A 21,905-nucleotide genomic window follows, 5' to 3' on the forward strand; every position below is an offset into this window, starting at 1 on the left:
GACGAGAGCGCCCTGTTCAGAATCGCTAACCAATTCAATCTTCGCCATCGCGATAAATCTCAACAGAAAGACTACGGGGAGGAGTTCCTCGACTGGGTTTTCTGGCCTTGCCTAGCTACCCTCCGGCTCCTTGATGACATTGCGAAGCGCAGCGAAGCCGCCGAGCAGGAATCGGCGCGAACAGCCTAAATCGCGGGTCGCTCCGGCGTCGAAACAACTGGCGATCTCGGGGGTATCCCATCTCTGTCGACAAGCTGGACTACCGGCTGCTCCCTACTGGGTGAAGAACAGGACCTCGGCGACGCCCCTCGCTGGTAACCGCTGCTTTACGCCTACGGGCATAGCTGACGATGGAGTGGAGAACGTTGAGGAACTTGTTCGAAGCGCGACCTTCCCTGCTCTCGGGTAGACCAAGTGGCGGCCGGCGACCGAACAGGCGGACAGGACGAATCGCTGTTTGCCATTCTGCTCTTCGATTACCGCTGGGCGGCCCTCCGCGCAACCTAGGCGGTTCCGTTAAGAGGCGGTCAACCGCGCGAGGCGACACGCGTTCCCCGGCACTACCGGACCACCCGCGGCAGCCCAAAGCCCAGAGCCGAGGCGAGCAGTCCGACGTCGCGGATGTGAAAGCCCTATCGGTCAATAACCTGGAGTGTCCTCAATGTCCAGGTAGGTGGTCACGCGTCTTCAAGACCGGTGAGCAGCTCAGCGTCATGGGTCATCACAAAATCCAGCCCTTCGCTGATCTCACGACGACGCGCGTGGCGCTGCAAAACCAATTCGGCCCCCTGGAGCAGGAGAACGGACTTGGATGTGTGTTCCGCGGCTGCCAGGGTACCAACTTGACCCCAGCAAGGACCTTGCAAGGGGTGCTTCTGGGGAGGCCCTGGGTAGAGGCGTAGCGTGAGCCACACTTAACGGCTGAAACGCGCAGGAGAATCGATCCGCGCGCCCCGCCTCGAGGCCGAGCCCATACCATTTCCGGTTCAGGTTGAATATTGTTCCAATGATTGAAACTCGAGGACCGAAGTGCATGATGTGAAAGTCATGCTAGACAGCACCTCGGTATTCAGTGTCTGCAGGAAGAAGGAACCATGTCCCTCAGTCTTGAGGAAATGAACAAGCAGTTGCCGGTGGCGAATGCTCTGCCTGGTGAGGCCGTGCCTTACTATATGGCCTCTGGTGAAGGAGCCCGCTACGAAGTCAATGGCCAACTGGTGACGGTTATCGCCCGGGCAGCAGACACCGGCGGGATTTTCAGTGCCGCCTACGTCGCTGGCGGCATGGGCGCCGAGTCTCCCTTCGTCACCCATTCGATCGAGCACAAGACTTTGTACGTCTTTGACGGCATCCTCGAGGTGTGGCTCCCGGGCGAAAGCCGCGTCCTGACTCCCGGTGATTCGGTCGTCATTCCTCCAGGAACCCCACACGCGTACCGCATGGCCAGCCATTACACCCGGTTCCTTAACTGGATGACGCCGGGCGGTGCAGAGGCCTACTACGAGAGGGTCGGCACTCCCATCGATTCGCACGTCCCTCCGGTCCGGCCCGGGCGCAAAGTGACCCAGCGCGAGCTGGCCGAAGTCGGCGCCGAGTTCGGCTTAACCTTCCCGGACGTGGAACGGGTAGCGCCATCGCTGCAACAGAACGCCGGACTGCCGTCGTCGCTGAGTCCATATTTCCTCAGCGCGGGCGAAGGTGAGCGGCTGGTTAGCTACCAAACCATGTTCAGCTACCTCTCGCGGCCGGTGAACACTGGAGCCAACTACTTCGCAGTCCATACCAAGGGCGCCAAGTCGCCATACATTCCGCTGCACTTCCACTCCGAACACACGGAGAACTTCCTCTGCACGGAAGGCCGCATGTGGCTCTACGCCAACGGCCGCGAGGTCCTGCTGACGAAGGGCGATTTCCTCCATGCCCCCGCTGGAACCGTCCATTCTTTCGCCTTCGACTCCCACAACACCCAGATGGTCGGCTTCCTGACGCCGTCGGTCTTCAACGGTTTCTTCGAATACTTCAACAAGCCCACGGAGGACTACATGTACACCGAAGGCGGTGAGCCTTACATGGACATGGAAGGCTTTGGCCGGGCCCAGACAGAAATGGACCTGACCGTCGTCGGGCCTCCCCCGCAGCGCCGGGCGGCCCTGGACCTCTGATCCCCTGACCCGTAAACCCGCCCACATCTGCTGCCAAGGCAGCACCGAGGCCCGGACTCCCCACAGGAGCCCGGGCCTCTTGGCGTGCCGCTAGCGGAAGGTTCCGACGCCGAATACCGCACCGTATCTGGCCGCCCTCGACCAAATCCGTTCACCGTCCCAAATCCGTTCACCGCCCCAAACCCGTTCACCAGTGGTACCACCGGCGTCGTCCAGCAGGTCCACGAACGCACGCTCAATGGCACGTCCCGCCCGACGGCAGAAGTTCTCCGGTTCCTCCGCGGCGTCCGGTTCCTCGGCTACCACCATGTCGATGGCCCCGCTTTCAAGGAGTTCTTGGGCGCTGGTCCGAAGGCTTCGGGTCAGCTCGGGGGCCCGGGCGGTGTCGCGATGCAGGATGGCACTGGCCCCCTCGGGCGCCAGTGGAGACAGCCAACCGTGTCGGGAGCAGACGGTCCGGTCCGCTGGAAGGAGGGCAATCGCAGCCCCGCCGGTGCCCTCTCCGAGGATGAAGGACAAAGTTGGCACCGGAAGAGTTGGAAGGTAGGCCAAGCAGCGCGCAATCTCCCGGGCAAGGCCGCCTTCTTCGGCTTCTGCGCTCAACTCGGCTCCCGGGGTATCGATCACGGTGAGCAGCGGGAGCTTCAACGCGGCCGCGAGACGCATCCCCCGCCGTGCCCGTCTCAGTGCTTCCGGACCGATGAGGACGCCCGCCGCCTGCGCGCGGCGGTCCTGCCCGACGACGACGCAGCGGACACCGCCGAAGCGAGCCAAGGACAAGAGCACCGCGCTGCTAAGTCCAGCGGGAGCCTTCGGGTCACCGGGCGAGTCTGCCGCGCCCTCGAACAGCACTACGTCGCTGGCGGCGAAATCCAGGAGCTCCCGGACCCCCGGCCGCGCTTTGTTCCGGGTCCGAAGGACGCTCGCCCACGGATCGACCGTAGGTGCAGCCGGAGGTTCGGCGCCGGAGTCAAAACCAGGAACGTCAGAGACTCCGCACGCATAGTCGAGCACCTTCCTCAGCAGCTGACGAAGCCTGTCCAACGGGACAATGCCGTCCACCAGCCCGCACCGCTGGAGGTTTTCCGCCGTCTGGATTCCAGCGGGAAACGGCCTGCCTTCCAAGGCCTCGTAGACGCGAGGACCCAAGAAGCCGAGCAGCGCGCGGGGCTGGGCGAAGGTCAGGTGTCCGAGGGATCCCCACGAGGCCATGGCGCCTCCCGTGGTCGGATGGCGGAGGTAGACGATATACGGGTTTCCCGCTGTTTTGTGGTGTTCGATTGCCGCGGCAATCCCCACCATGGCAAGGAACGCCGGCGTCCCCTCCTGCATCCGGGTTCCTCCTGAGGCCGGGCTCGCTATCACAGGCAGGGCTTCGGCTGTGGAGCGCCGGAGGGCCGCAGCGATCCGTTCCGCGGTGGCGAGGCCCACGGATCCGGCCAGGAAGGAAAACTCCCCGGCGATCACGGCAACACGCCTTCCCCCGAGGATCCCCGAGCCTGTGATCACGGCCTCGTCCGTGCCGCTGCGCCGAGTCGCGGCAAGGAGCACCTCCGCATACTCTGAGCTGAGTTCCGTCGGAGTTGGCTGGACATCCCAGGATTCGAAAGACCCCGGATCAACCACCGCGGCAATGAACTCACGGGCCGGAATAGTCGGCGTCCTCGCGCTCACGGTGGAAGCGCTCACGGTGGATGTCATCACGGTCCCGCCAGGGTATGGGATGGTTCCGCAAGCCATGCCCTGATACTGTCGGCATGCCTCCCAAGAAGCGGAGGTGCAGAGTGCCGGGTCTTGGTACTCTCGCGTTCACCGTCGGGCGTCGGGTCGAAGAAGCGCAGCGGTGGACCGGGAAGGGTGATGCGGCCAAGTACCTCGTGCTCCACATCTACCGCCAATCCCTGGGACTTCAGTTGGTCCCAGGCGTACACCTCGTCCAGGGTCCGCACTTTTCCCGCGGGAATTCCGGCCTGGCGCAATTTCTCCAGCAGTTCGCTCGCGGAATACCTCGCGAAGGATTCCTCAACCAATGCGATGGTCTCCCCACGATGGCGGACCCGATCAGCATTGCGGGCGAAGTCCGGCGCGTCCGGATCGAGCCCGAAACATGCGCAAAACATCGTCCACAGAGCCTCGCTCCCCACGCTGATCTGCACTGCGCCGTCCTTACAGCGGAAGAGGCCATAGGGTGCGATCGAAGGGTGGTGGTTCCCTTGGGCCTCCGGAACTTCTCCGGCCACCGTCAGCCGAGTGGCTTGGAAGGCATGGACGCCGACGACGGCGGCGAGCAACGAAGTGCGCACCACCTGTCCGCGCCCGGTCTTCTCGCGCTCAAGAAGTGCGGCAAGCAGTCCATAGGCCCCGTACATCCCGGAGAGCAGATCCGCGATCGGCACACCCACTCTTTGCGGATCGTCCGGTCCGTTGCCCGTCAGGGACATCAGACCGGCTTCGCCCTGGACGATCTGGTCATAGCCTGCCCGCCCGCCTTCCGGCCCGTCATGCCCGAATCCCGTAATGGAGAGGATCACCAAGCGAGGGTTAAGCGCCTGCAACGCCGCCGTGGAGAGACCCAAGCGGCCCATCACTCCCGTGCGGAAGTTTTCGACCACGACGTCGGCCCTTGCCAGGAGGCTGTGCAGCACGGCCCGGTCGTCGCCGGACTTCAAGTCCAACGTGATGGATTCTTTATTCCTGTTGCAGGAAAGGAAGTACGTGGCCTGCGGATCCTCTTCAGGGCCGACGAACGGCGGTCCCCAGCCGCGAGTGTCATCCCCGCTTCCGGGTGCCTCCACCTTGATGACGCGGGCACCAAGATCTCCGAGCATCATCGCCGCGTGCGGTCCGGCAAGGGCACGGCTGAGGTCCACCACGAGCATCCCGTCGAGGGGTCCGGGGCCGGATTGTTGCTCCGGATCGACCCGCGATTGTGCCGCTCCGGCGAGTTCCGCCGTCGTCATGGCCGTAATACCTTCGGCACAGTTACCTCCTGAACGCTGGCCTCGGACTGGCGGACCAGCTCCCGGCCGTAGTCGTTGCCGTTGGGCGTCCGGATCACAGTGTGCATGTGGAACGGGGCCGGGGTGTCATTGCTGAGGAAGACGCCGGTGTGGTGATCGAGCTCAAGGATCACCACCGGGCTCTGTAGCCTGAAGTAGAAGGGATCCTCGCCCTGCCAGCCACCAATCCAGGAGAACGCAGGCCTCGCCGTAGTGCTCGCGGATCTCCCGGACCCGGGCCTCACGCGGCCCAGGAGGGAGGTAGGCAATGAAATCCTCCACCAAGCAGTCCACGAGCGCCAGGGATTCCGGTGGCATCGAGCTGAGCAGGACGCCTTCGTACGGGATGATGCGGTTGTCCTGGAAGCAGCCGGCCAAGTGCCGTTCATCCCCTGGATGCAAGCGGCCTTCGGGCATGGCGGGATCCTGCATATCCGCGTAGGTGCGCGCTTCATTGCGCAGGGCGTCAGGCATGGAGGCCATCAGCTCGCGTGCCCAGCCGATGCGTTCCTTGAATACTTTGACGCCTTGGTGTGGTCCGGCGTCGATGACGTCCGGTTCGGCGCCAAGGAAAACCGGGGACAGAACGAGCTGGGTTCCTGCAACGAGGCAATTCAGCGCTACATGGTGGCCGAACAACTGCCAGCCCCACGGCTTCGTCTCGGACGGAGCCCCGTAGACCGCGAAGTTGTAACTGTATTCGTTCATCAGTGCCGGCAGTTCCACCACGTCGCCCAGGAATCCGTTGATCCGCATGAGGTTCCGCACCAAGGTGTACCCCTGCACGCTCAAACTGGCCTCAACGAGGGCGAGCGCGGCATCACGGACTGGGGGTTCCACCTCGTCGAGGCGCAGGCCGGTGTCATGCTGCATGAACTCCGGGTTGGCCCAGCTCTGCCACTCATGTGCATCCACCGCATATCCAAAGCGGTCCCGTTGTTCTTGTGACGCGCGGGCCATCAGCTTCTCCGCCGCGGTGACCATGCCCGACGTCGGCGCCTCCTCCCCGGGCCGGGCTTCAGCGAGCGTGAACAGGCCTTCGCGGACCACGCCGTCGTGGGTCACGCCCACAAAGGGCTCCGGGTAGAGCGTTTGCCAGCCCTCGATCATGGGGCCGGCAAAGGAATCACCCTTGGCTGCTTCCGCGTAGGACCGGGCGTCCAGGCCGCGGATCTGCGCCACGCGAGGGTGGTCGGGCGGATAAAGGTAGTCACGAAACGATGGCGCCGGCATTGGTGCCCTCCTTGAGGTCTTGGGAAGTTGTGCCACGCTGTTTGACGGACTCCGACAGGCTCCAGCCTGCGGCTACAGCCAAGGCTGCGGCTGCAGCCTCGGCCGAGGAACCGCGCCAGGCGACATGCTGGTCCGGGCGGACGAGCACAGCGTCGGCGGCCCACAGGTCGGACATCGGGGTGCCAAGGCGGTCCGGTCCGACGGCGGCGATGCTCACCGGAAGCTGTTTCGCGGCCGCGGTGGCGTGCAGGGCCCCATATGCGTGCTCTGCGTCGGATCCGTCAAGGGTCCCGGCATCCACCAGCAGTGTGAAGCCGTCACCCAGCACGTCATAGAGCGAGGTGGATGCATCGAGCCAGGCGTGCGGCAGAAGGGCGCCCGGACTCGCCGAGGGCACGTAGCGGATGGGGTCCTCGGCCGGAACCGGGCTCCCGTCTCCCACCACAAGGGGCGATTCCGAGTAGTTATAGCCGAGCACCAGGCCGAGCGAGTCGAATTCGCTTTGCTTGACGGCCAAGGCGTCGTAGGCACGGGCTCGGGCTGCCGCTCCTTCTTCCCCATCGCTCGCCAGCTCGGAGCCGGCAAAATGGTACGCCAAGGCTTTGCCGTTGGCTGCCGCATCGCGGATGGTCCGCGCCGCCACGGGCCGGCGCTCGAGTTCGTAGCTCTCCAACAGGCCGGGACCCGCCCATCCCTGAAGGACCGCTGCAATTTTCCAGGCCAGGTTCGCGGCGTCGCCGATGCAGGTGTTGAAGCCGTGGCCGCCCCACGGCGGGTTCTGGTGTGCGGCGTCGCCCACCAGGAACACGCCGTCCCTGCCGTACGAGGGTGCAAGGAGCATGCGGGCCGTCCACGGATCAGTCGCGACGACGTCCACGTCAACCTCCGCCCCCACGAGGGAACGGACCAGGGCGACGGGATCCACGTCCTGGTTACCGTCCACGCCTTGGATGATTGCCCACCACGTGGTGTCCAGATCCATGCGGCCCACCATCCCCGCGGCGTCCAGACCGAGAACCCAGTACTGCACGGCCGGGTCCAGCGCTGATGGTCCCGCCAAGGTCCCTGGAGCGGAACAGGACGCTGATGTTGGACAAGGCTGCAGATCCGCCCTCAAGCCGAAGGTCCAGGCCGCGGCGGATGGTGGAGGACGCGCCGTCGGCTCCGGCGAGAAAAGTGCAGCCGACTGCGCGACTGTCACCGGAAGCGTCAGACACAACCACCCGCTGCCCCGTGCCGGCGGACTCGTATCCATCCACCCGCAGCCCCGTCAGGAGCGTGGCCTGGCCGGAAGCGGCAACCGCCTCCCGGAGCACAGCCTCCAGCACTGGTTGCGGCACCTGCTGCCCACCCTCCGGCTGGGGTTCGTAACGTCCGGTTTCAAGCTGGAACGCGTGGGGGAAGCGGCGGATTTCGCGGCCGGTCAGAGACGAGCAGAAGATAACATCCTGCGCGAATTCCACCGGCAACGGTGCCGCCCTCCGCAACACGTCTGCCAGGCCCAGGCGCCGGAGGTGGGTCATGGTGCGGGCATTGGTGGTCTTGGCGCGCGGACGGTCCGGATCGATGGAAAACCGGGGCTCGATGACGACGCTGCGGATCCCCCGGTGTGCCAGATCCAATGCCAGGAAGAGGCCGCTGGGTCCGCCTCCGGAAATCAGGACTGGAACCTGCTCCGGAAGCTCGTCCAGTTCGGCGCGATGGAAAATCGTCATCACGCCCTCGCCCGGAGTGAAGGTTCGCCGATCGGAGTGACCAAGGTCCCCAGCCGATCAATCTCGACCTCCACAATGTCTCCGGCCCGCAACAGCCACGGCGGCGTGCGGACGTAACCGACCCCGTCGGGAGTGCCGGTGGCGATCACGTCGCCGGGGTGGAGGGTAAATGTTTGGCTGATCAAGGAGATGATGGCCGGAACGGAGAAGATCATGTCCCGCGTGTTGCCGTTCTGTACCTCCGTACCGTTGACGCGTGTCCGCACCTGGAGTCCATCACGGAGGTCGCCGACCTCATCACGGCTGACGAGAGGTCCCAGAGGGCCGGTGAAATCGCCGTTCTTGCCCAGGGTCCATTGGGCCGTGAGCTTCTGGGCCCGGCGGGCGGTGAGGTCGTTGAACGTGGAGTAGCCAAACACCGCATCCGCGGCGGTCACTTCGTCTTCGGACTCGACGCGCCGGCCGATGTAGGCCGCCACTTCGCCTTCCCAGTCCAGCCCTGCTTCGCCGCCCGGCACAGGTGCCGGCACCCGGCCGACGGAAAGGGAAGCCGTCCAGCGTCCAAAGAGCGTGGGGTATTCGGGGACTGCGAAGGAGCCTTCGGCTGCATGGGCCCGATAGTTGAGACCCACGCAGATGACGCGTGCCGAGGGCAGCACCAGCGGCACCTCGATGACCTGCGACCTGTCCAGGGCAGATTCGTCCTGCGCTGTTTCGGAGTCTGCGGCCAAGGCAAGCGCCTTTTCCTGCCACCCGGAGGCATCGGCCCAGAAATTCGTCGCGGGTGCCAGCGGGAAAACCGTGGGGCCGTTAAGGGCTGCTACCCAGGTTCCGCCGTCGTGGTTGATGCCTATGTACTGCATGTGAAGCCTTTCAGGTTCGCCAGGGGCGGTCGTCGGTAATCGGGCACGGCAAAGAGGGCCTCGTCGGAGGCTTCGCCGAAGCGGGGTGGTGCAAAAAAGCTAGGGAACACCGGACTGGCGCCGGAAGAACGTGACCGTGGCGGCCATAGCCTTTTCGGCGGCGGCCCGGCTCCCATCCGGGAGGGACCACATGTGGTCCGCTCCGTCGATGAGGAGGAGTTCGACGTCGGCGCCTGCCTTTTGCAGCTGGTCCGCGAGCGATTGCGACTGGGCTGCGGGAACAAAGCGATCGGCCGTGCCGTGGACCAGCAAGAAGGGCGGGGCGCCGGGCCTGACGTAGCTGACGGGACTCGCGGCGGCCGCCATTGCCGGTTCTGCGGCGAGCGGAGCTCCCACCAGGAGCTCTTCTCTGGAACCCTGATCGCTGGCCCTCGCTACGGCATCGGGCAAAGCCTGCTCCACCATCCGGTTCAAGTCTGTGGGCGGATACCACGCGGCAACTGCAGCAACGCGGCTGTCGGCATCGGCCACCAGTCCAACCAGGCTTGCCAAGTGGCCGCCTGCGGAGTCGCCCCACGCGTATATCCGTCCCGGGTCGATTCCGTGTTCGACAGCGTTGTCCCTCAGCCACCGCACCGCGGCCTGTGCGTCATGCAGCTGGGCCGGGAAATGTGCTTCCCCACTCAGCCGGTAATCGGCCGATGCCACGACGAACCCGGCCTCGACGAGAACCTCGAACGGGCTGAGGCCGAAGCCGTCAAAAACCGGCCCCAGGGAAGATCGTTCCCCGATCCGCCAGCCGCCTCCGTGGAAGTGAACGATCGCAGGCCGCAAGTTCCCTGTCATTTTTTGTTGTTGAGCGGATTCAGGCAAGTAAAGGTCCAACAGCAACGGGCGGGATCGGTGGTCGCCGGTGCGGGCGAAATCGATGCCTCGCAGTATCCGGTGTTCGGTCATCGTCGACTCCCTTTGTTGCTGCCGGCTCCTCAACGGGCTGGCTTGTCTCTTCCAGACTGTCCTATCGGAGGCCATGACTGTATCGCGAATTTCAATCATTGAAAGAGCTTCGTGCTGCCGGCCCAAGCTCCGAGGCGCGGGACCCAACTAACTCGCAGTAGATGTCGTTTTGAGGGCTCAAAACGACATCTACTGCTAGTCAGTTGGGGTGGGGAGGCTTGAGTTGATCGGCGAGGAACTGCAGCCCGCGCTGAACCACATTCAGTGCAGCGGAGTGGTTGAGAAAGCCATGGGTTGTTCCAGGCTCCAGCCGATAGTCGACCGGGATGCCCTCGGCTCTCAGCCCCTCAACGAACAGTTCAGCGGAAAAGCGCAAGTTGTCGCATTCACACGCCAGAACAGCGGCTGAAGGAAGTCCGGCTGGATCGGCGTGCCCGGGCATTGCATAGGACGATGCCATCAACAGAGGACCGCCGATATAGTTCTCGACCATGCTGCGGCAGTCCTCCCCCGTGAACGAGAGAAACGGTGGAATCTCCGCCATCAACGGAAGGACAGGGTCCCCCGCAAAAGGCAGTTCGCCATGCAGAAACGGATAGGCAAGGACCAACTTGGCGGGTAGCGTCCTTCCGGAATCCTTGAGGTAGAGCGCCGCCCCGACAGCGAGATTCCCACCGGCACTCGCGCCGCCAAGGCACAGCCGCGAAGGATCAAGTCCAAGCCTCCCGGCATGCTCGCTGATCCAGAACCATGCCGCCAGTACGTCCTCGTGCGGCACCGGGAAATGCACCCCGTCGAGCGCCAGCCTGTAGCCCACGGACACCACCACGCCGCCGCTTCTTGCTGCCACCTCCCGTCCCAGCTGGTCCGACTCGCGCATGTCCAATCCGCCGACGGCGAAGTTGCCCCCGTGCATCCACACCAGCGCGGGCGCACCGCCGCCGCGAGCGCCGCCGAGAGTACCACCACCGGAACCTTCTCCGTAGATTCGGATCGGCACCGGGCCATGGGGTCCGGGCACTTGCATGGCCCGGACGGGAACGTCCGGTGCCGCATAGGGAATCAGGCCACCGCAGAAGGCTTCGAGTCGTTGCTGTCCTGATGGATCCGAAAGGAGCTCCGCGACGGAACCGGCCTGGGCTACGTGGTGCGTGAGCCCGGCCAGTTCCGGATCCAACGTCATGACCGTGCCGGCAGTAGCGGCCTGAGGGCGCCCCCGGCCTGCGCCAGTTCGCAATTGAAGGTATGCACCCCGGAACCGACTTCGTGGCGGCTTTCCTCAACGTCCGGCAGGTACACAGTCGCCGTGCAGCCGGCCGGAACGGTCACCGAAAGGGAGAACGCGCCACCTGAGATGTCCCAGCGCACGGCGGCTTCGCCGTATGGGCCTTCGTGACGTGCGTCGGCCCATTCCAGTCCACCCCCGGGCCGGGGCCGCACCAGGAGTTTCCGAAAACCAGGTTCAGCGCACGCGAGGCCCGCCACTGAGCGGTGCATCCAGTCGGCCACCGCACCGAGTGCGTAGTGGTTGAAAGACGTCATCTCTCCCGGGTTGATGCTGCCATCCGGCAACATCGAGTCCCAGCGTTCCCAGATCGTCGTGGCGCCCATGGTCACGGGGTAGAGCCAGGACGGGCACTCGGTCTGGAGCAGCAGTCGGTAGGCCGCCGTCGAGTAGCCGTAATCGCTGAGCGCATCACACACCAAGGGGGTTCCCACGAAGCCTGTGCCGATCCGGTATCCATCAGCTTCAACCGCGGCCGCCAGTCCGGCGGCTGCCTCGGCCCGCTCTCCCGGTTCGAGGAGTCCGAAGCTCAAAGCCACCGCGTAGGCGGTTTGGGTCTCCGGCGTGATCCGGCCGCCGTCGGAGATAAAGCCCTCACGGAATGCGGCCCTTGCGCGGTGGCCGAGGCTGCCCAGGCGGGCGGACTCGTCGTCGTTGCCCAACAGTGCCGCGGCCTGGGACGCTACCGACGCCGAGTAGGCCAAGTAGGCGTGGGCCACGAACTGCCAAGGCGTACGGCCGGCGCCCGGCTCGTTCGGCGGCGCTGCCGGGTCCAGCCAGTCCCCGAACTGCATGCCGTGCTCAAACCGCAGATCCGGCCCGGCAGCCTGGGCCGCAGCATCAAGCCAGGCAAGCATGCTGGGCAATTGGCGTCGCAGAAACTCCAGGTCGCCGGTGCGCTGATACAGCACCCAAGGGACCAACACGGCAGCATCGCCCCAGGCCGCCATCACCGGACGAGTCGGGAACGGCGGCATATCGAAGGTGACCTCCGGAACCACCAGAGGTGGTGGGCCATCGGTTCCCTGCTCCACCGAAAGGTCCTTGAGCCAGGACGCGGTGAAACCCGGGATCCGGTAGAGGAACGAGGCCGTTGCTGCGAAGATCTGGAAATCACCCGTCCAACCGAGACGTTCGTTGCGCTGCGGGCAGTCCGTGGGCACATCCACAAAATTGCCGCGCATGCCCCACAGGACGTTGGAATGCAGCTGGTTCAGCATGGGATCCGAGCACTCGAAGGTCCCGGTGCGGACCAGATCCGAATGGACGACGACGGCGGTGAAGGCTTCCGGATCAAGCTCGCCGGGCCAGCCAGTCACCTCCACGTAACGGAAGCCGTGGATGGTGAACTCGGGCTCCCACTGCTCTTCGGTCTCACCGCCCAGGATGTAGCGATCGGTCTGCTTTGCTACACGCAAGGGCCTGGTCCCGAGTTCGCCGTGTTCAAGCACTTCAGCGTGACGCAATACCACCTCAGTGCCACTCTGGCCAGTGACCCGGATCCGGACGTGGCCCACCAGGTTCTGGCCGAAATCCAGGAGTGCCTTTCCCGACGGAGAGGCCAGTACGGCTTTCACGGGCAGTTCTTCAGTGGCGCGCACCGGCGGACCGTCGGGAGCTACCAGGACGGACGCGTCGAAGTCTTCTGCCACAACGCCATCAAGGCCGCCATTTCCGGGGGCACTCCAGCCTTGGTCCTTCAAGCGCGCGTCGTAGCTTTCGCCGTTGTAAAGGTCAGCTGCCCGCACTGGACTCGGGCCGGCTTGCCATGAGCCATCGGTGCCGACCAGGATGATTTCGCCCCGGCTATCGGTGATCTCAAGCTGGGCGATTGCCGCCGTGCGGGTTCCGTAGAAGTTCCGTTTTTCCTGGAAGCCCAGGTTGCCGCGCCACCAGCCATCGGCAAGTTCGATCCCGATGACGTTGGTGCCGGGCTGCAGGTGGTCCGTCACATCGTGAGTCTGGTAGCGGAGCCGGTGGTGGTAGCTGGTCCATCCTGGCGCGAGGAGCTCGTTGCCTACCCTCCGGCCATTGATGTATGGCACGTAGAGGCCATGGGCACTCGCGTAGAGCCGGGCAGACGCTACGGGCTCCTGCAGTTCGAAGCTCCGGCTCAGCCGCGCGGCGGGTTCCGTGTCTTCGCTCGCTTCTTCCCAGGCGGGGCGGATCATGGAGGCCTGCCAGTCGGTGGCGTCCAGGAGACCGGCTTCGACGAAGGCAACAGGACTCCATTCGGAGGGGCCGCCGTCGCCGCTTCCCCAGACCCGGACGCGGGCCGCGGCGCGCTGACGGCTTTTCAATGGGGCTGCCGGCCACGGTTGCAGGAGCTGAGCTGCGGTTTCGACGCGCCCGTAGCTCACGAGGCTGGACTCGTCGGGACCGCACTCGAGCTCGTAGGCAACCTGGACCCAGCCGGCGTGTTCAGTGGTGAGTTCGGTGGTGACCTGCCAGGACAGCCGCGGCCGGTCCTCCCCAATACCGAAGGGATGTTCGTGGTGTTCGAACCGGAGGGCGGAAGGGACTGTCATCGGGTTGCTCCTGGGATAAAGGGAAATCTGAAAGCGGGTGATCAGGCGTAGTGGCAGGCGACGTCGGCGTTGCCCACCCTGCGGAGGGCGGGACGTTCGGTGGCGCAAAGTTCCGTGGCAAGCGGGCAGCGCTGCCGGAAGGGGCAGCCACCGGGCGTTGCTGCGACGGCCGCGGCAGTGCGGATACCGAGCGATTCACGCAGGGCACGGCGCCTGGCCTGTTCTGCCGGGCGCGGCACAGGTGAGGCGGCAACGAGCGCCTGGGTGAACGGATGCTTCGGGGACTCGGTCACGGCCGCGGTGGGACCGGCCTCCATGACCTGGCCGCGGTAGAGGACAACGACTCGCTGGGCCAGGAACTGCACTACCGAGATGTCGTGGGCGATGAAGAGGTAGCTTAGGCCCCGTTCATCCCGCAGGTCCGCGAGGAGGTTCAGCACCTGTGCCTGGGTGGAGAGGTCCAAAGCGCTCACTGCTTCGTCGCAGACCACCAGTTGGGGTTCGCAGATCAGGGCCCGCGCCACGGAAATGCGCTGCCGCTGGCCGCCCGAGAATTGGCTGGGATAGCGGTCCACCGCGTCGCCTGCCAGTCCCACGCGCTCCAGCATGTCCCTGGCCCGGGTCCGGGCCTCCCCGGCAGAGACTCCACGGACGCGCAAGGGTTCAGCGAGCGAGGCGCCGATGGTCATGCGCGGGTTCAGGGAGGAGTTGGGGTCCTGGAAGACTGCGCGAAGCTCACTTCCGAGCGCACGACGGCGCGCGGCATCCGGGGAGGTGATGTCTTTTCCCTGGAAGGCGATGGAGCCGCCTGATACCTTTTGCAGGCCGAGGATGGCTTTGCCGATGGTGGACTTGCCGGAGCCGGACTCCCCCACAAGGCCCACAGTCTCGCCCGCCTGGATGCTAAAGCTGACACCGTCCACCGCGGCGGGTGCCGAGGATGCTTTGCGTCCGTTGCCGTAGCGAACCACCAGGTCCTTGACGTCCAGCATGGGCTGCCCTGCCGTGGCTGCCCCGGTGCTGGGCCGTTCTACCGTTTCGATGCTCATGCCATGTCCTTTTCGACGATCTTGAGTACGCGCTGACCGGGCACTTCGGTGGCAAGCCAGCCAAGGCCTTCCACGGCGAGCTCGTCCGCCTTGACGCAACGGACGGTGCCATCTTCCGCGCCGGAAGAAAGCAGCGGGACGGAAACGGTGCAAGCCGATCCCGCAAACTGGCAGCGTGCGGCAAAGCGGCATCCGGAGGGCCAATCCTTGGGCTGGGGAACCTGTCCTTTGATGGTGGCCAGTCTCTCCGGCATGTCCTGGGCGGAATTGGCGTGCGGGTCCGCAGCCAGAAGGGCAAGTGTGTAGGGGTGCCGGGGTTGGTCCAGGATGTTGGTGGTTCGTCCGCTTTCCACCACTTGGCCCGCGTACATCACGGCCACGTGGTCGCAGATATCGGCGACCACTCCGAGGTCGTGGGTCACCAGGACCACTGACATGCCTGTCTCTTTCACCAATGAACGGAGCAGGGAGAGAATCTCGGCCTGCACGGTCACGTCGAGGGCTGTGGTGGGTTCGTCAGCCACCAGGAGCCGGGGGCGTCCGGAGAGTGCCATTGCTATGGCCACGCGCTGGGCCATGCCGCCGGAAATTTGGTGCGGATAGACCTTGAGGATGCGCGTGGAATCCACGATGCCCACCTTTTCGAGCAGGCTGGCGGCCGCCTTGCATGCTTCCGCGCGGCCCATCCCCCGCAACCGCCTGATGGTCGCGGTCAGCTGATAGCCCACGGTAAACATGGGGTCCAGCGCCCGCATCGGTTCCTGCGAAATGAGGGCGATGTCGCGGCCCCGGATGCCTTGCATGTCACTCTCGGAAGCCGTGGCGAGGTTCTTGCCGTTCCACAGGATCTGCCCGCCCGTGACGGACACCCCGGACGGAAGCAGGCTCAGCAGGGACAACGCGGTCATGGTCTTGCCGCAGCCGGACTCGCCCACCAACCCCAGGACGGTTCCCTGTTCGACGTCGAAGGAGACGTCAGTGACCAAGGGCGTCCCGCCGTCGACCCCCACGGACAGTGCGCGCACGCTTAGGCGGCCTGGAGCCGGCGCATCGTCGACAGGCTTCTCGGCCGCGGCTGCGGCAGCCGCTACTGCGGCACGTCGACGCCGGATGGCGGCAGAAGGAAGGTGCGGTGCCACGGCGCTCGGGCTCTTTCCGAGGGCGTTGCCAATGGCATTGGCCGAAAGAACCGTCAAAGCCAGGACTGCCCCGGTCGGGACCATGAGCCAAGGGGAGTCGTACACGTGTTGGGAGGCGCTTTGGATCATGCCGCCCCAGCTCGGCTGGGGAATGGGCGGCCCGAAACCGATGAATGCCAGCCGGCCTGGATCAGCATGCCTACAGCGAAAATGAGCGCTGATTGCACCACAATCGTGTTGCCCAGGCCGGGCAGAACATGGCGAAGGCTGATTCCGAGCGGTCCCACGCCGTCCACCTTCGCGGCGTCGACGTACAGCTGGGATTGCAGGGATTTCGCCTGGCCGAGCATCACCCGGTAGATCCCGGCCGAAATGAGGACACCGAGGATGGCCATGATCAGCGGGATGTTGGTCCCCACGGCACCGATCACCGCAAGGATGATGACAGTGCCGGGCAGAGACATCATGATCTCGGTAACACGGCTGATGATTCCTTCAGCCCGGAGGGAAGCGGCCGCGTACATGGCCAAGGCGGTTCCCAGCCCGACGCCGACTACGGCCGTGATAAGGGAAGTGCCCAGGGTTCCGGCTGCTGAGGCGAAGATGCGGCTCAGAAGGTCCCGTCCGAGTTCGTCGGTACCTAGCCAGTGTGCTCCCGTGGGTCCCGACAGGATTGCCGTGAAGTCCTGGTCTTCGGTCTTGTGAGGCAGCCAGAGGGGCGCGGTGAGGGAAGCGAGCACCAAGACCGCCAGCCAGGGCACCTCCGGCGATGGCTCCCGGAGAGGCCAGGAACCTGTGGCCGGAGAACTTGGTGAGGGCCGTCTTCCGCGGGGAATCGGTTGGAGTAATCGCAGGGATCATGAGGCACGCAACTTCGGGTCAAGGAATTTGGTGGTGAGTTCAAGGATGAGGTTCACAGCGACCACTACTACCGTGGCAACCACCACCACGCCTTGGACCGCTGGGGCATCGTGGGTGCTGACGGAGTTTTGAACGGCTTGGCCCAGGCCTGGCATGGCAAACAACTGCTCCGCGATCACCGATCCGCCGAAGAGCCCTATGAATTGCAGCGCGATTCCGGCAACGATCGGGAGGCTCGCGTAACGCAGTGCGTGGACGTAGAGAATCTTCCATGTGGGAGTCGCTGTGGCCCGCAGCGTGCGGATGTGCTCCTGTTGCAGGGCTTCGAGCATGGAGGCCCGGGTCTGGCGGGCAATGAAAGCCGCGGCACCAACAGCGAGCGTGATGACGGGGAGTGCGAGCGACAACGCCCAGTCCTGAGGGGAAACCGAGAAGGGGACGAAGCCTGTCGCTGGGAAGACTGACGATTGCACCGCGAACAAGTAGACGAAGATGATGCCGATCCAGAAGGCCGGAAGGGCAACAAGGAGTCCGACGACACCTCCAATGACTTGATCCAGCAGGCCACCCCGCACGGCGGCGGTGACGCCGAGTCCGATACCCAGGATTGCGCTTAGCACTGTGGCTCCGGCGGCCAGGGCGGCCGTGACGGGAAGGCGGTTGGCGAGATCCGCGCTCACCGAGCGTCCGTCGATCAGTGAGTTGCCGAAGTTGCCTTGAACGGCGTCGCCAAGCCAGCGGAAGAACTGGACCAACAGCGGATCGTTCCACCCCAGGCGCTGGTTGAGCGCATCGATGGCTTCTTGGGAAGCGCCCGCGCCGAGGCTCACTGCACCCGGGCTGCCTGGCATGGCATGGACCAGCAGGAACGCCAGCACCGCCACCACCAGCACAGTGGCGAGCGCCATCAACAGGCGCTTAGTGACGAACATTGCCATGGTGACCTCCATTGGTCTGGCCGGACGCCCCGGCGAGGGGGCGTCCGGCCGTGGGTGGATCAGTTGGTGGGTGTGTAGGAAGAGAGCAGCGGGTAGGCGTTGGTGCCTGCGAACGTGACCTGCTGTACCTTCTTGGTGTTGTAGCCCTGGTTGGTCAGGGATTCGTACAACGGGATCATCCAGCCCGATTCCACCAGACGGGTGTTGAGCTTGGTCAGGGCCGCCTTCTTTGAGGCATCGTCCTTCGCGGCCGCAACTGCGGCGGTCGCGGCGCCCAGCTGATCATCCGTTGCCTTCTGGACATTGGTGAAACCACTGAGAATCGCGCCGTACATCAGGCCAACCGGGTTGTCCCAGCTCATGGGGGCGTAACCAAGCGGGGTGGTGGCTACCGCGGCGAACGCTTCGTCGGTGGAGGCCGCCAGCTTGACGTTCATCTTGATTCCGACGGCGGCGAGATCCTTCTGGACGGCTTGCAGGTCGGTCTGGGTCTGGGTGCTGGCAATGATGGTGAATTCGAAGCCGCTCGCGTAGCCGGCTTCCGCCAGGAGGCTTTTCGCCTTGGCGGGATCGTACGCGAACTCGGTGTTCAGGTCCTGTGTGAACCCGGCAGAGTCCTTGGGCAAGGCGTTCCAGGCGGGAACGTCGCCCTTGTGGAGTGCGTCAACCAGGGTTTGCCGGTTGATCGCATGCTGGATGGCTTGGCGCACCTTTTCACTCGCGAAGGCAGGCGAGGTCTTGCCGATCTTGTCGAAGGAGATCATCGTCTGGACGGTGCCGCCGATCTGGGACACACCCACGCCCTTCGACTTGGCGAAGTCCACCGTGGATGAGGTCAGCGCTGCGACGTCGGCTTGGCCGGAAACGAGTGCGTTTGCCCGAGCCTGGGGATCCATGATGACGCTGAAGACGATCTTGTTGTATGCGTAATTGGAAGCGTCGGAGCTCTTGCTGTTCTTCTGGAAGACGTACTTGTTGCCCTTCACGGTAGAACCGGTATCGAGGGTGTAGGGGCCAGAGCCGTCCGGGGTGGTGGAAAGGCTGCCCGTGTTCGCTGCGGCAGTCTTGCCGACGATCATGCCCATGGTGGACGCGAGGTTCTTTTCGAATCCGGGCTGTGCCTTGGCGAACGTGATGGACACTTGGGTCGGGCTGACCACATCCACGGAGGTGACTTCCTGCGCTCCGCCCTTGGCGATAGCCGAGTAGGCGCTCAGCGCGGTGTCAGTGCGGCGGTCTAGGTTGGCCTTGACCAGTGCCGCGTCCAACGTGGAGCCATCCGTAAAGGTGACGCCGTCCTTCAGGGCCAGGGTGAGGACAGTGTTGTCCGCGTTGTAACTGAACGACTTTGCCAGGCCAGGACCTACGGACCCATCCTTTTGGAGGGTCATGAGGTTGTCATAGAGGCCTTCGAAGAACTGGCGCTGAGCATCCGAAACGCGTAGTGGATCGTAGCCGAAGGATGCGCTGTCGCTATCTGTCGCGATTGTCAGGGTGCTCTTGTCCACAGCGCTTGATGCGGAGCTTCCGCCGCCACAGGCGGCCAAGGATCCAAGGAGGAGTGCGCCAGCCAGAACGGCCGCGCTCCGTTGTGCCGTCGGGTTCAGGATTTTCATGTGTGCGCCTTCGCATTCTTGGTGAGGAACGGGAGATAAAAAATCTGGGGACCGTGACCGGGTGGCTGATCGACCATGACCGGCGTCCGACAGTTCATGCGACGCCCTCCCGAAGAAGGCCGCCGATGACCGGCTTCTCCAAGAGTCCTTTGCCGGCCATCCTCCGCCACATGTAAATTTCATTGGTTGAAACAGTATTGTGGTGGGGATCACTGTTTGGGACTCAAGGAGGAGCTATCCGATGACCGACAAAACCGCGGTCCACGCCGAACCGACGCCGCGCGGCAAACGGCCCAAGCAGGGCGAACCGGTGATTGACCGGGCACTGAGCCTGCTCGCCGTCTTTACCGACCGGCGTCGGGCGCTGACCTTGTCCGAAATGGCCCGGTACGCCGGCATGCCGGCACCGACGGCGCTCCGCCTGATCGCCAGGCTGGTCGCCTGGGCGCATTGGAAAGGCTCGACGACGGCCGCTACGTGGTGGGAGTGCGGCTGTGGGAGGTGGCGTCGCTGTCGCCCCGCGGCCACGGCGTGCGGGAAATTGCGCTGCCGTACCTGGAAGACCTCTTCGAAGTCACCCGGCATCACGTTCTCCTTGCCGTTCTGGACAAGAACGAGGCCGTGCTCATCGAGAGACTCTCGTCCAAGGACGCCACCGAGGTGGCCTACAGAGTGGGCGGCCGTGCGCCGTTGCGCTCCACGGCAGTCGGCTTGGTCCTTCTGGCCGGCTCCGCCGCCGCTTTCCAGGAGTCAGTCATCAAACAGGCGGCGGATGTCGAGGCCGGCGTGGACGCCATGCCCGAAGGGCAATTGAGGCGCACACTGTCCGATGTGCGGCGGACCGGCGTTGCGATGATCCGCCGCTCGGCCCCTTCCAAGACCGTTTCAGTGGCTTCGCCCATCTTCGATGCCCAGGGAACGGTTGTCGCGGCGCTGTCAATCGTGGTTCCGGACGGCGCCACGCCGCCGAATGTGCTCGCCCCGGCAGTGCAGGCGACGGCACGTGCAGTGTCCCGCAACCTCGGGTACAACGCCGAGGTCAGCAGCGCGGTCCGGATGCACGCATAAAGTCAAAGCACTTAATGCCCGACGGCGGCCCGCACCGTGAGATGCGAACCGCCGTCGAGCGCGCTGCTGGACCGGCTAGCCCACGCTAGACAGGCGTGCCTGAGCGGCGCGGGATACATCGCCGAGCCAGTACGCACTGGGTTTAGGGGTGCGTTCCTGGGTGGCAAGGTCCACGGCGATGAGGCCGAACTTCGGGCGATAGCCGAAGATCCATTCGAAGTTATCGAAGGCGGTCCAGGCGATGTAGCCGCGAACGTCGATGCCATCGGCCAGGCAGGACTCAACCCCTGACACTGCGGCCTTGAGGTACTCCAGCCGCTGGGCATCGTCCTCGGTGGCCAGCCCGTTCTCCGTGACCATGACGGGGATCTGCGCGATCCGGTTGGCTTCACGGATGGTCACTTCGAGTGCCTGGGGGTAGATCTCCTCGCCCATCTGGTTGGTAGCTACACCCTCGGGAGCAGGTGCCACGCCGTCGGGCCCGAAGACGGTCCGGCCATAGGTCTGGATGCCCACGAAGTCATCGCCGCGCGACGCCTCAAGGAATCGTTCGTTGACGTCACGTCGAACCTGATCGGCGACTTCCTGGCCGCCGTCGGACGCTTGAATGTCGGAGTTCGCGAGGGTCCACCCGACCATGAGATCAGGCCGACGGGCCTTGATCACGTCCCGCGCGGCGCGGTGGGCCGCGAGCTTGATGTCGAACCCGGCGTCGGACACCGTGAACTGGAAGGGAGCTACCTTGCTCGCCTCGATACCCAGACGCTCCGCGGCCGCCGCCCAAACCGGCACCTCCGCGCGTCGCTCCGCCGGTTCGCCGCCGATGCCCAAGGCCTTGAGGAGCCAGGGGAGGTTGGGTTCGTTGAGTGTGCAGGCAACGCCGATGAGGTCTCCGAGATGTTCTGTGACGCGGTCGCAATAACGGGCAAAGCGATCCGGAGTGGCCGCGTCCTCCCAGCCTCCTGCGGCGAGGAGCCACTTCGGTGAGGTGAAGTGGTGGTAAGTGACTACGGGCGTCAGGCCATGCTCGTGGCATGTTTCGAGCATGCGGCGGTAGTGGTCCAGCTCGGCCACTGAGAAGTACCCCTCTTCAGGCTCAATGCGGGCCCACTCCAGGGAAAACCGATAGCTGGTGAAGCCCAGGGAGGCGATCAGCGCAATGTCCTCGCGGTACCGGTGGTAGTGATCGACGGCGTCACCGGAGGGCTCGGCGAATATCGTGCCGGGGAGGTGCTCGAGGAACCAGGTGTCGTTGTTGGTGTTGTTTCCCTCTACTTGGTGCGCTGCCGTGGCGACGCCCCAGAGGAAGTTCTCGGGAAAATGCTGGGAGTTGGTCATGGATGTCCTTTCTGCGGCCGCGCAGGGCGGCGCCCGCACCTGGGGCGGCGTTGCCTGGCGGGTGACACCACCATAGTGCAAACCTATTCCACTTTGGAATAGGTTTGCATGTATTCCTTTGCCATAATGGAAAAGGAATCTGGGATAGCCTCGT

The 21,905-nt window shown here is 64.6% G+C and carries 17 protein-coding genes and 1 pseudogene; 2 read left to right on the forward strand and 16 right to left on the reverse strand.

Annotated elements, in window-relative coordinates; translation table 11 throughout:
• The first annotated feature begins 1,094 nt into the window (after positions 1-1,094).
• A complete protein-coding gene (locus ACF0H6_RS12905) occupies positions 1,095-2,162 on the forward strand; it encodes a quercetin 2,3-dioxygenase (protein ID WP_395250054.1) in 1,068 nt (355 codons plus the stop codon).
• A 90-nt stretch (positions 2,163-2,252) separates the two neighbouring features.
• Here the strand turns inward: ACF0H6_RS12905 and ACF0H6_RS12910 are convergent, their stop codons facing one another.
• From ACF0H6_RS12910 to ACF0H6_RS12980, 15 genes are all read right to left on the reverse strand, one after another.
• A complete protein-coding gene (locus ACF0H6_RS12910; RefSeq protein ID WP_395250055.1) occupies positions 2,253-3,851 on the reverse strand; it encodes a carboxyl transferase domain-containing protein in 1,599 nt (532 codons plus the stop codon).
• Between the two features lie 11 nt (positions 3,852-3,862).
• On the reverse strand, positions 3,863-5,122 hold the full coding sequence (locus ACF0H6_RS12915) for a CaiB/BaiF CoA transferase family protein (RefSeq protein ID WP_395250056.1): 1,260 nt from the start codon (positions 5,120-5,122) through the stop codon (positions 3,863-3,865).
• On the reverse strand, positions 5,119-5,349 hold the full coding sequence (locus ACF0H6_RS12920) for a DUF3500 domain-containing protein (protein ID WP_395250171.1): 231 nt from the start codon (positions 5,347-5,349) through the stop codon (positions 5,119-5,121). The genes ACF0H6_RS12915 and ACF0H6_RS12920 overlap by 4 nt, the downstream gene beginning before the upstream one ends.
• Positions 5,285-6,394, reverse strand: a complete 1,110-nt coding sequence (locus ACF0H6_RS12925; RefSeq protein ID WP_395250057.1) for a DUF3500 domain-containing protein — start codon at positions 6,392-6,394, stop codon at positions 5,285-5,287. The genes ACF0H6_RS12920 and ACF0H6_RS12925 overlap by 65 nt, the downstream gene beginning before the upstream one ends.
• A complete protein-coding gene (locus tag ACF0H6_RS12930; RefSeq protein WP_395250058.1) occupies positions 6,372-7,424 on the reverse strand; it encodes an FAD-dependent monooxygenase in 1,053 nt (350 codons plus the stop codon). Before ACF0H6_RS12930 ends, ACF0H6_RS12925 begins: the two co-directional genes overlap by 23 nt.
• Positions 7,327-8,109: an FAD-dependent monooxygenase gene (locus ACF0H6_RS12935; RefSeq protein ID WP_395250059.1), complete on the reverse strand. Its 783-nt coding sequence runs from the start codon at positions 8,107-8,109 to the stop codon at positions 7,327-7,329. Before ACF0H6_RS12935 ends, ACF0H6_RS12930 begins: the two co-directional genes overlap by 98 nt.
• Entirely contained in the window at positions 8,109-8,972 is an 864-nt protein-coding gene (locus ACF0H6_RS12940; protein WP_395250060.1) for a fumarylacetoacetate hydrolase family protein, read from the reverse strand. The genes ACF0H6_RS12935 and ACF0H6_RS12940 overlap by 1 nt, the downstream gene beginning before the upstream one ends.
• 99 nt (positions 8,973-9,071) lie before the next feature.
• On the reverse strand, positions 9,072-9,929 hold the full coding sequence (locus ACF0H6_RS12945) for an alpha/beta hydrolase fold domain-containing protein (protein WP_395250061.1): 858 nt from the start codon (positions 9,927-9,929) through the stop codon (positions 9,072-9,074).
• A 199-nt stretch (positions 9,930-10,128) separates the two neighbouring features.
• Positions 10,129-11,112 carry an alpha/beta hydrolase gene (locus tag ACF0H6_RS12950; RefSeq protein WP_395250062.1) on the reverse strand — a complete coding sequence of 328 codons (984 nt, stop codon included), beginning with the start codon at positions 11,110-11,112 and terminating at the stop codon, positions 10,129-10,131.
• Positions 11,109-13,742, reverse strand: a complete 2,634-nt coding sequence (locus ACF0H6_RS12955; protein ID WP_395250063.1) for a glycoside hydrolase family 78 protein — start codon at positions 13,740-13,742, stop codon at positions 11,109-11,111. The genes ACF0H6_RS12950 and ACF0H6_RS12955 overlap by 4 nt, the downstream gene beginning before the upstream one ends.
• Before the next feature lie 41 nt (positions 13,743-13,783).
• Complete coding sequence (locus ACF0H6_RS12960; RefSeq protein ID WP_395250064.1) at positions 13,784-14,791, reverse strand: oligopeptide/dipeptide ABC transporter ATP-binding protein; 1,008 nt, start codon at positions 14,789-14,791, stop codon at positions 13,784-13,786.
• A complete protein-coding gene (locus ACF0H6_RS12965) occupies positions 14,788-16,059 on the reverse strand; it encodes an oligopeptide/dipeptide ABC transporter ATP-binding protein (RefSeq protein WP_395250065.1) in 1,272 nt (423 codons plus the stop codon). The genes ACF0H6_RS12960 and ACF0H6_RS12965 overlap by 4 nt, the downstream gene beginning before the upstream one ends.
• A complete protein-coding gene (locus tag ACF0H6_RS12970; RefSeq protein WP_395250066.1) occupies positions 16,056-16,691 on the reverse strand; it encodes an ABC transporter permease in 636 nt (211 codons plus the stop codon). The genes ACF0H6_RS12965 and ACF0H6_RS12970 overlap by 4 nt, the downstream gene beginning before the upstream one ends.
• Positions 16,692-16,787: 96 nt before the next feature.
• Positions 16,788-17,741, reverse strand: coding sequence for an ABC transporter permease (locus tag ACF0H6_RS12975; protein ID WP_395250067.1), 954 nt, complete (start codon positions 17,739-17,741; stop codon positions 16,788-16,790).
• Between the two features lie 47 nt (positions 17,742-17,788).
• Positions 17,789-19,345, reverse strand: coding sequence for an ABC transporter substrate-binding protein (locus tag ACF0H6_RS12980; RefSeq protein ID WP_395250068.1), 1,557 nt, complete (start codon positions 19,343-19,345; stop codon positions 17,789-17,791).
• 241 nt (positions 19,346-19,586) lie between these two features.
• On the opposite strand from ACF0H6_RS12980, the pseudogene ACF0H6_RS12985 reads away from it, so the two are divergent.
• Positions 19,587-20,413: pseudogene (locus ACF0H6_RS12985) on the forward strand (IclR family transcriptional regulator).
• Positions 20,414-20,488: 75 nt separating this feature from the next.
• On the opposite strand, the gene ACF0H6_RS12990 reads toward ACF0H6_RS12985, so the two are convergent.
• Positions 20,489-21,751 (reverse strand): glycoside hydrolase family 1 protein, encoded by a 1,263-nt coding sequence (locus tag ACF0H6_RS12990; RefSeq protein ID WP_395250069.1) that lies wholly within the window; start codon positions 21,749-21,751, stop codon positions 20,489-20,491.
• Positions 21,752-21,905 lie beyond the last annotated feature (154 nt).

The sequence above is a fragment of the Arthrobacter sp. NA-172 genome (assembly GCF_043952055.1).
GTDB lineage: Bacteria > Actinomycetota > Actinomycetes > Actinomycetales > Micrococcaceae > Arthrobacter.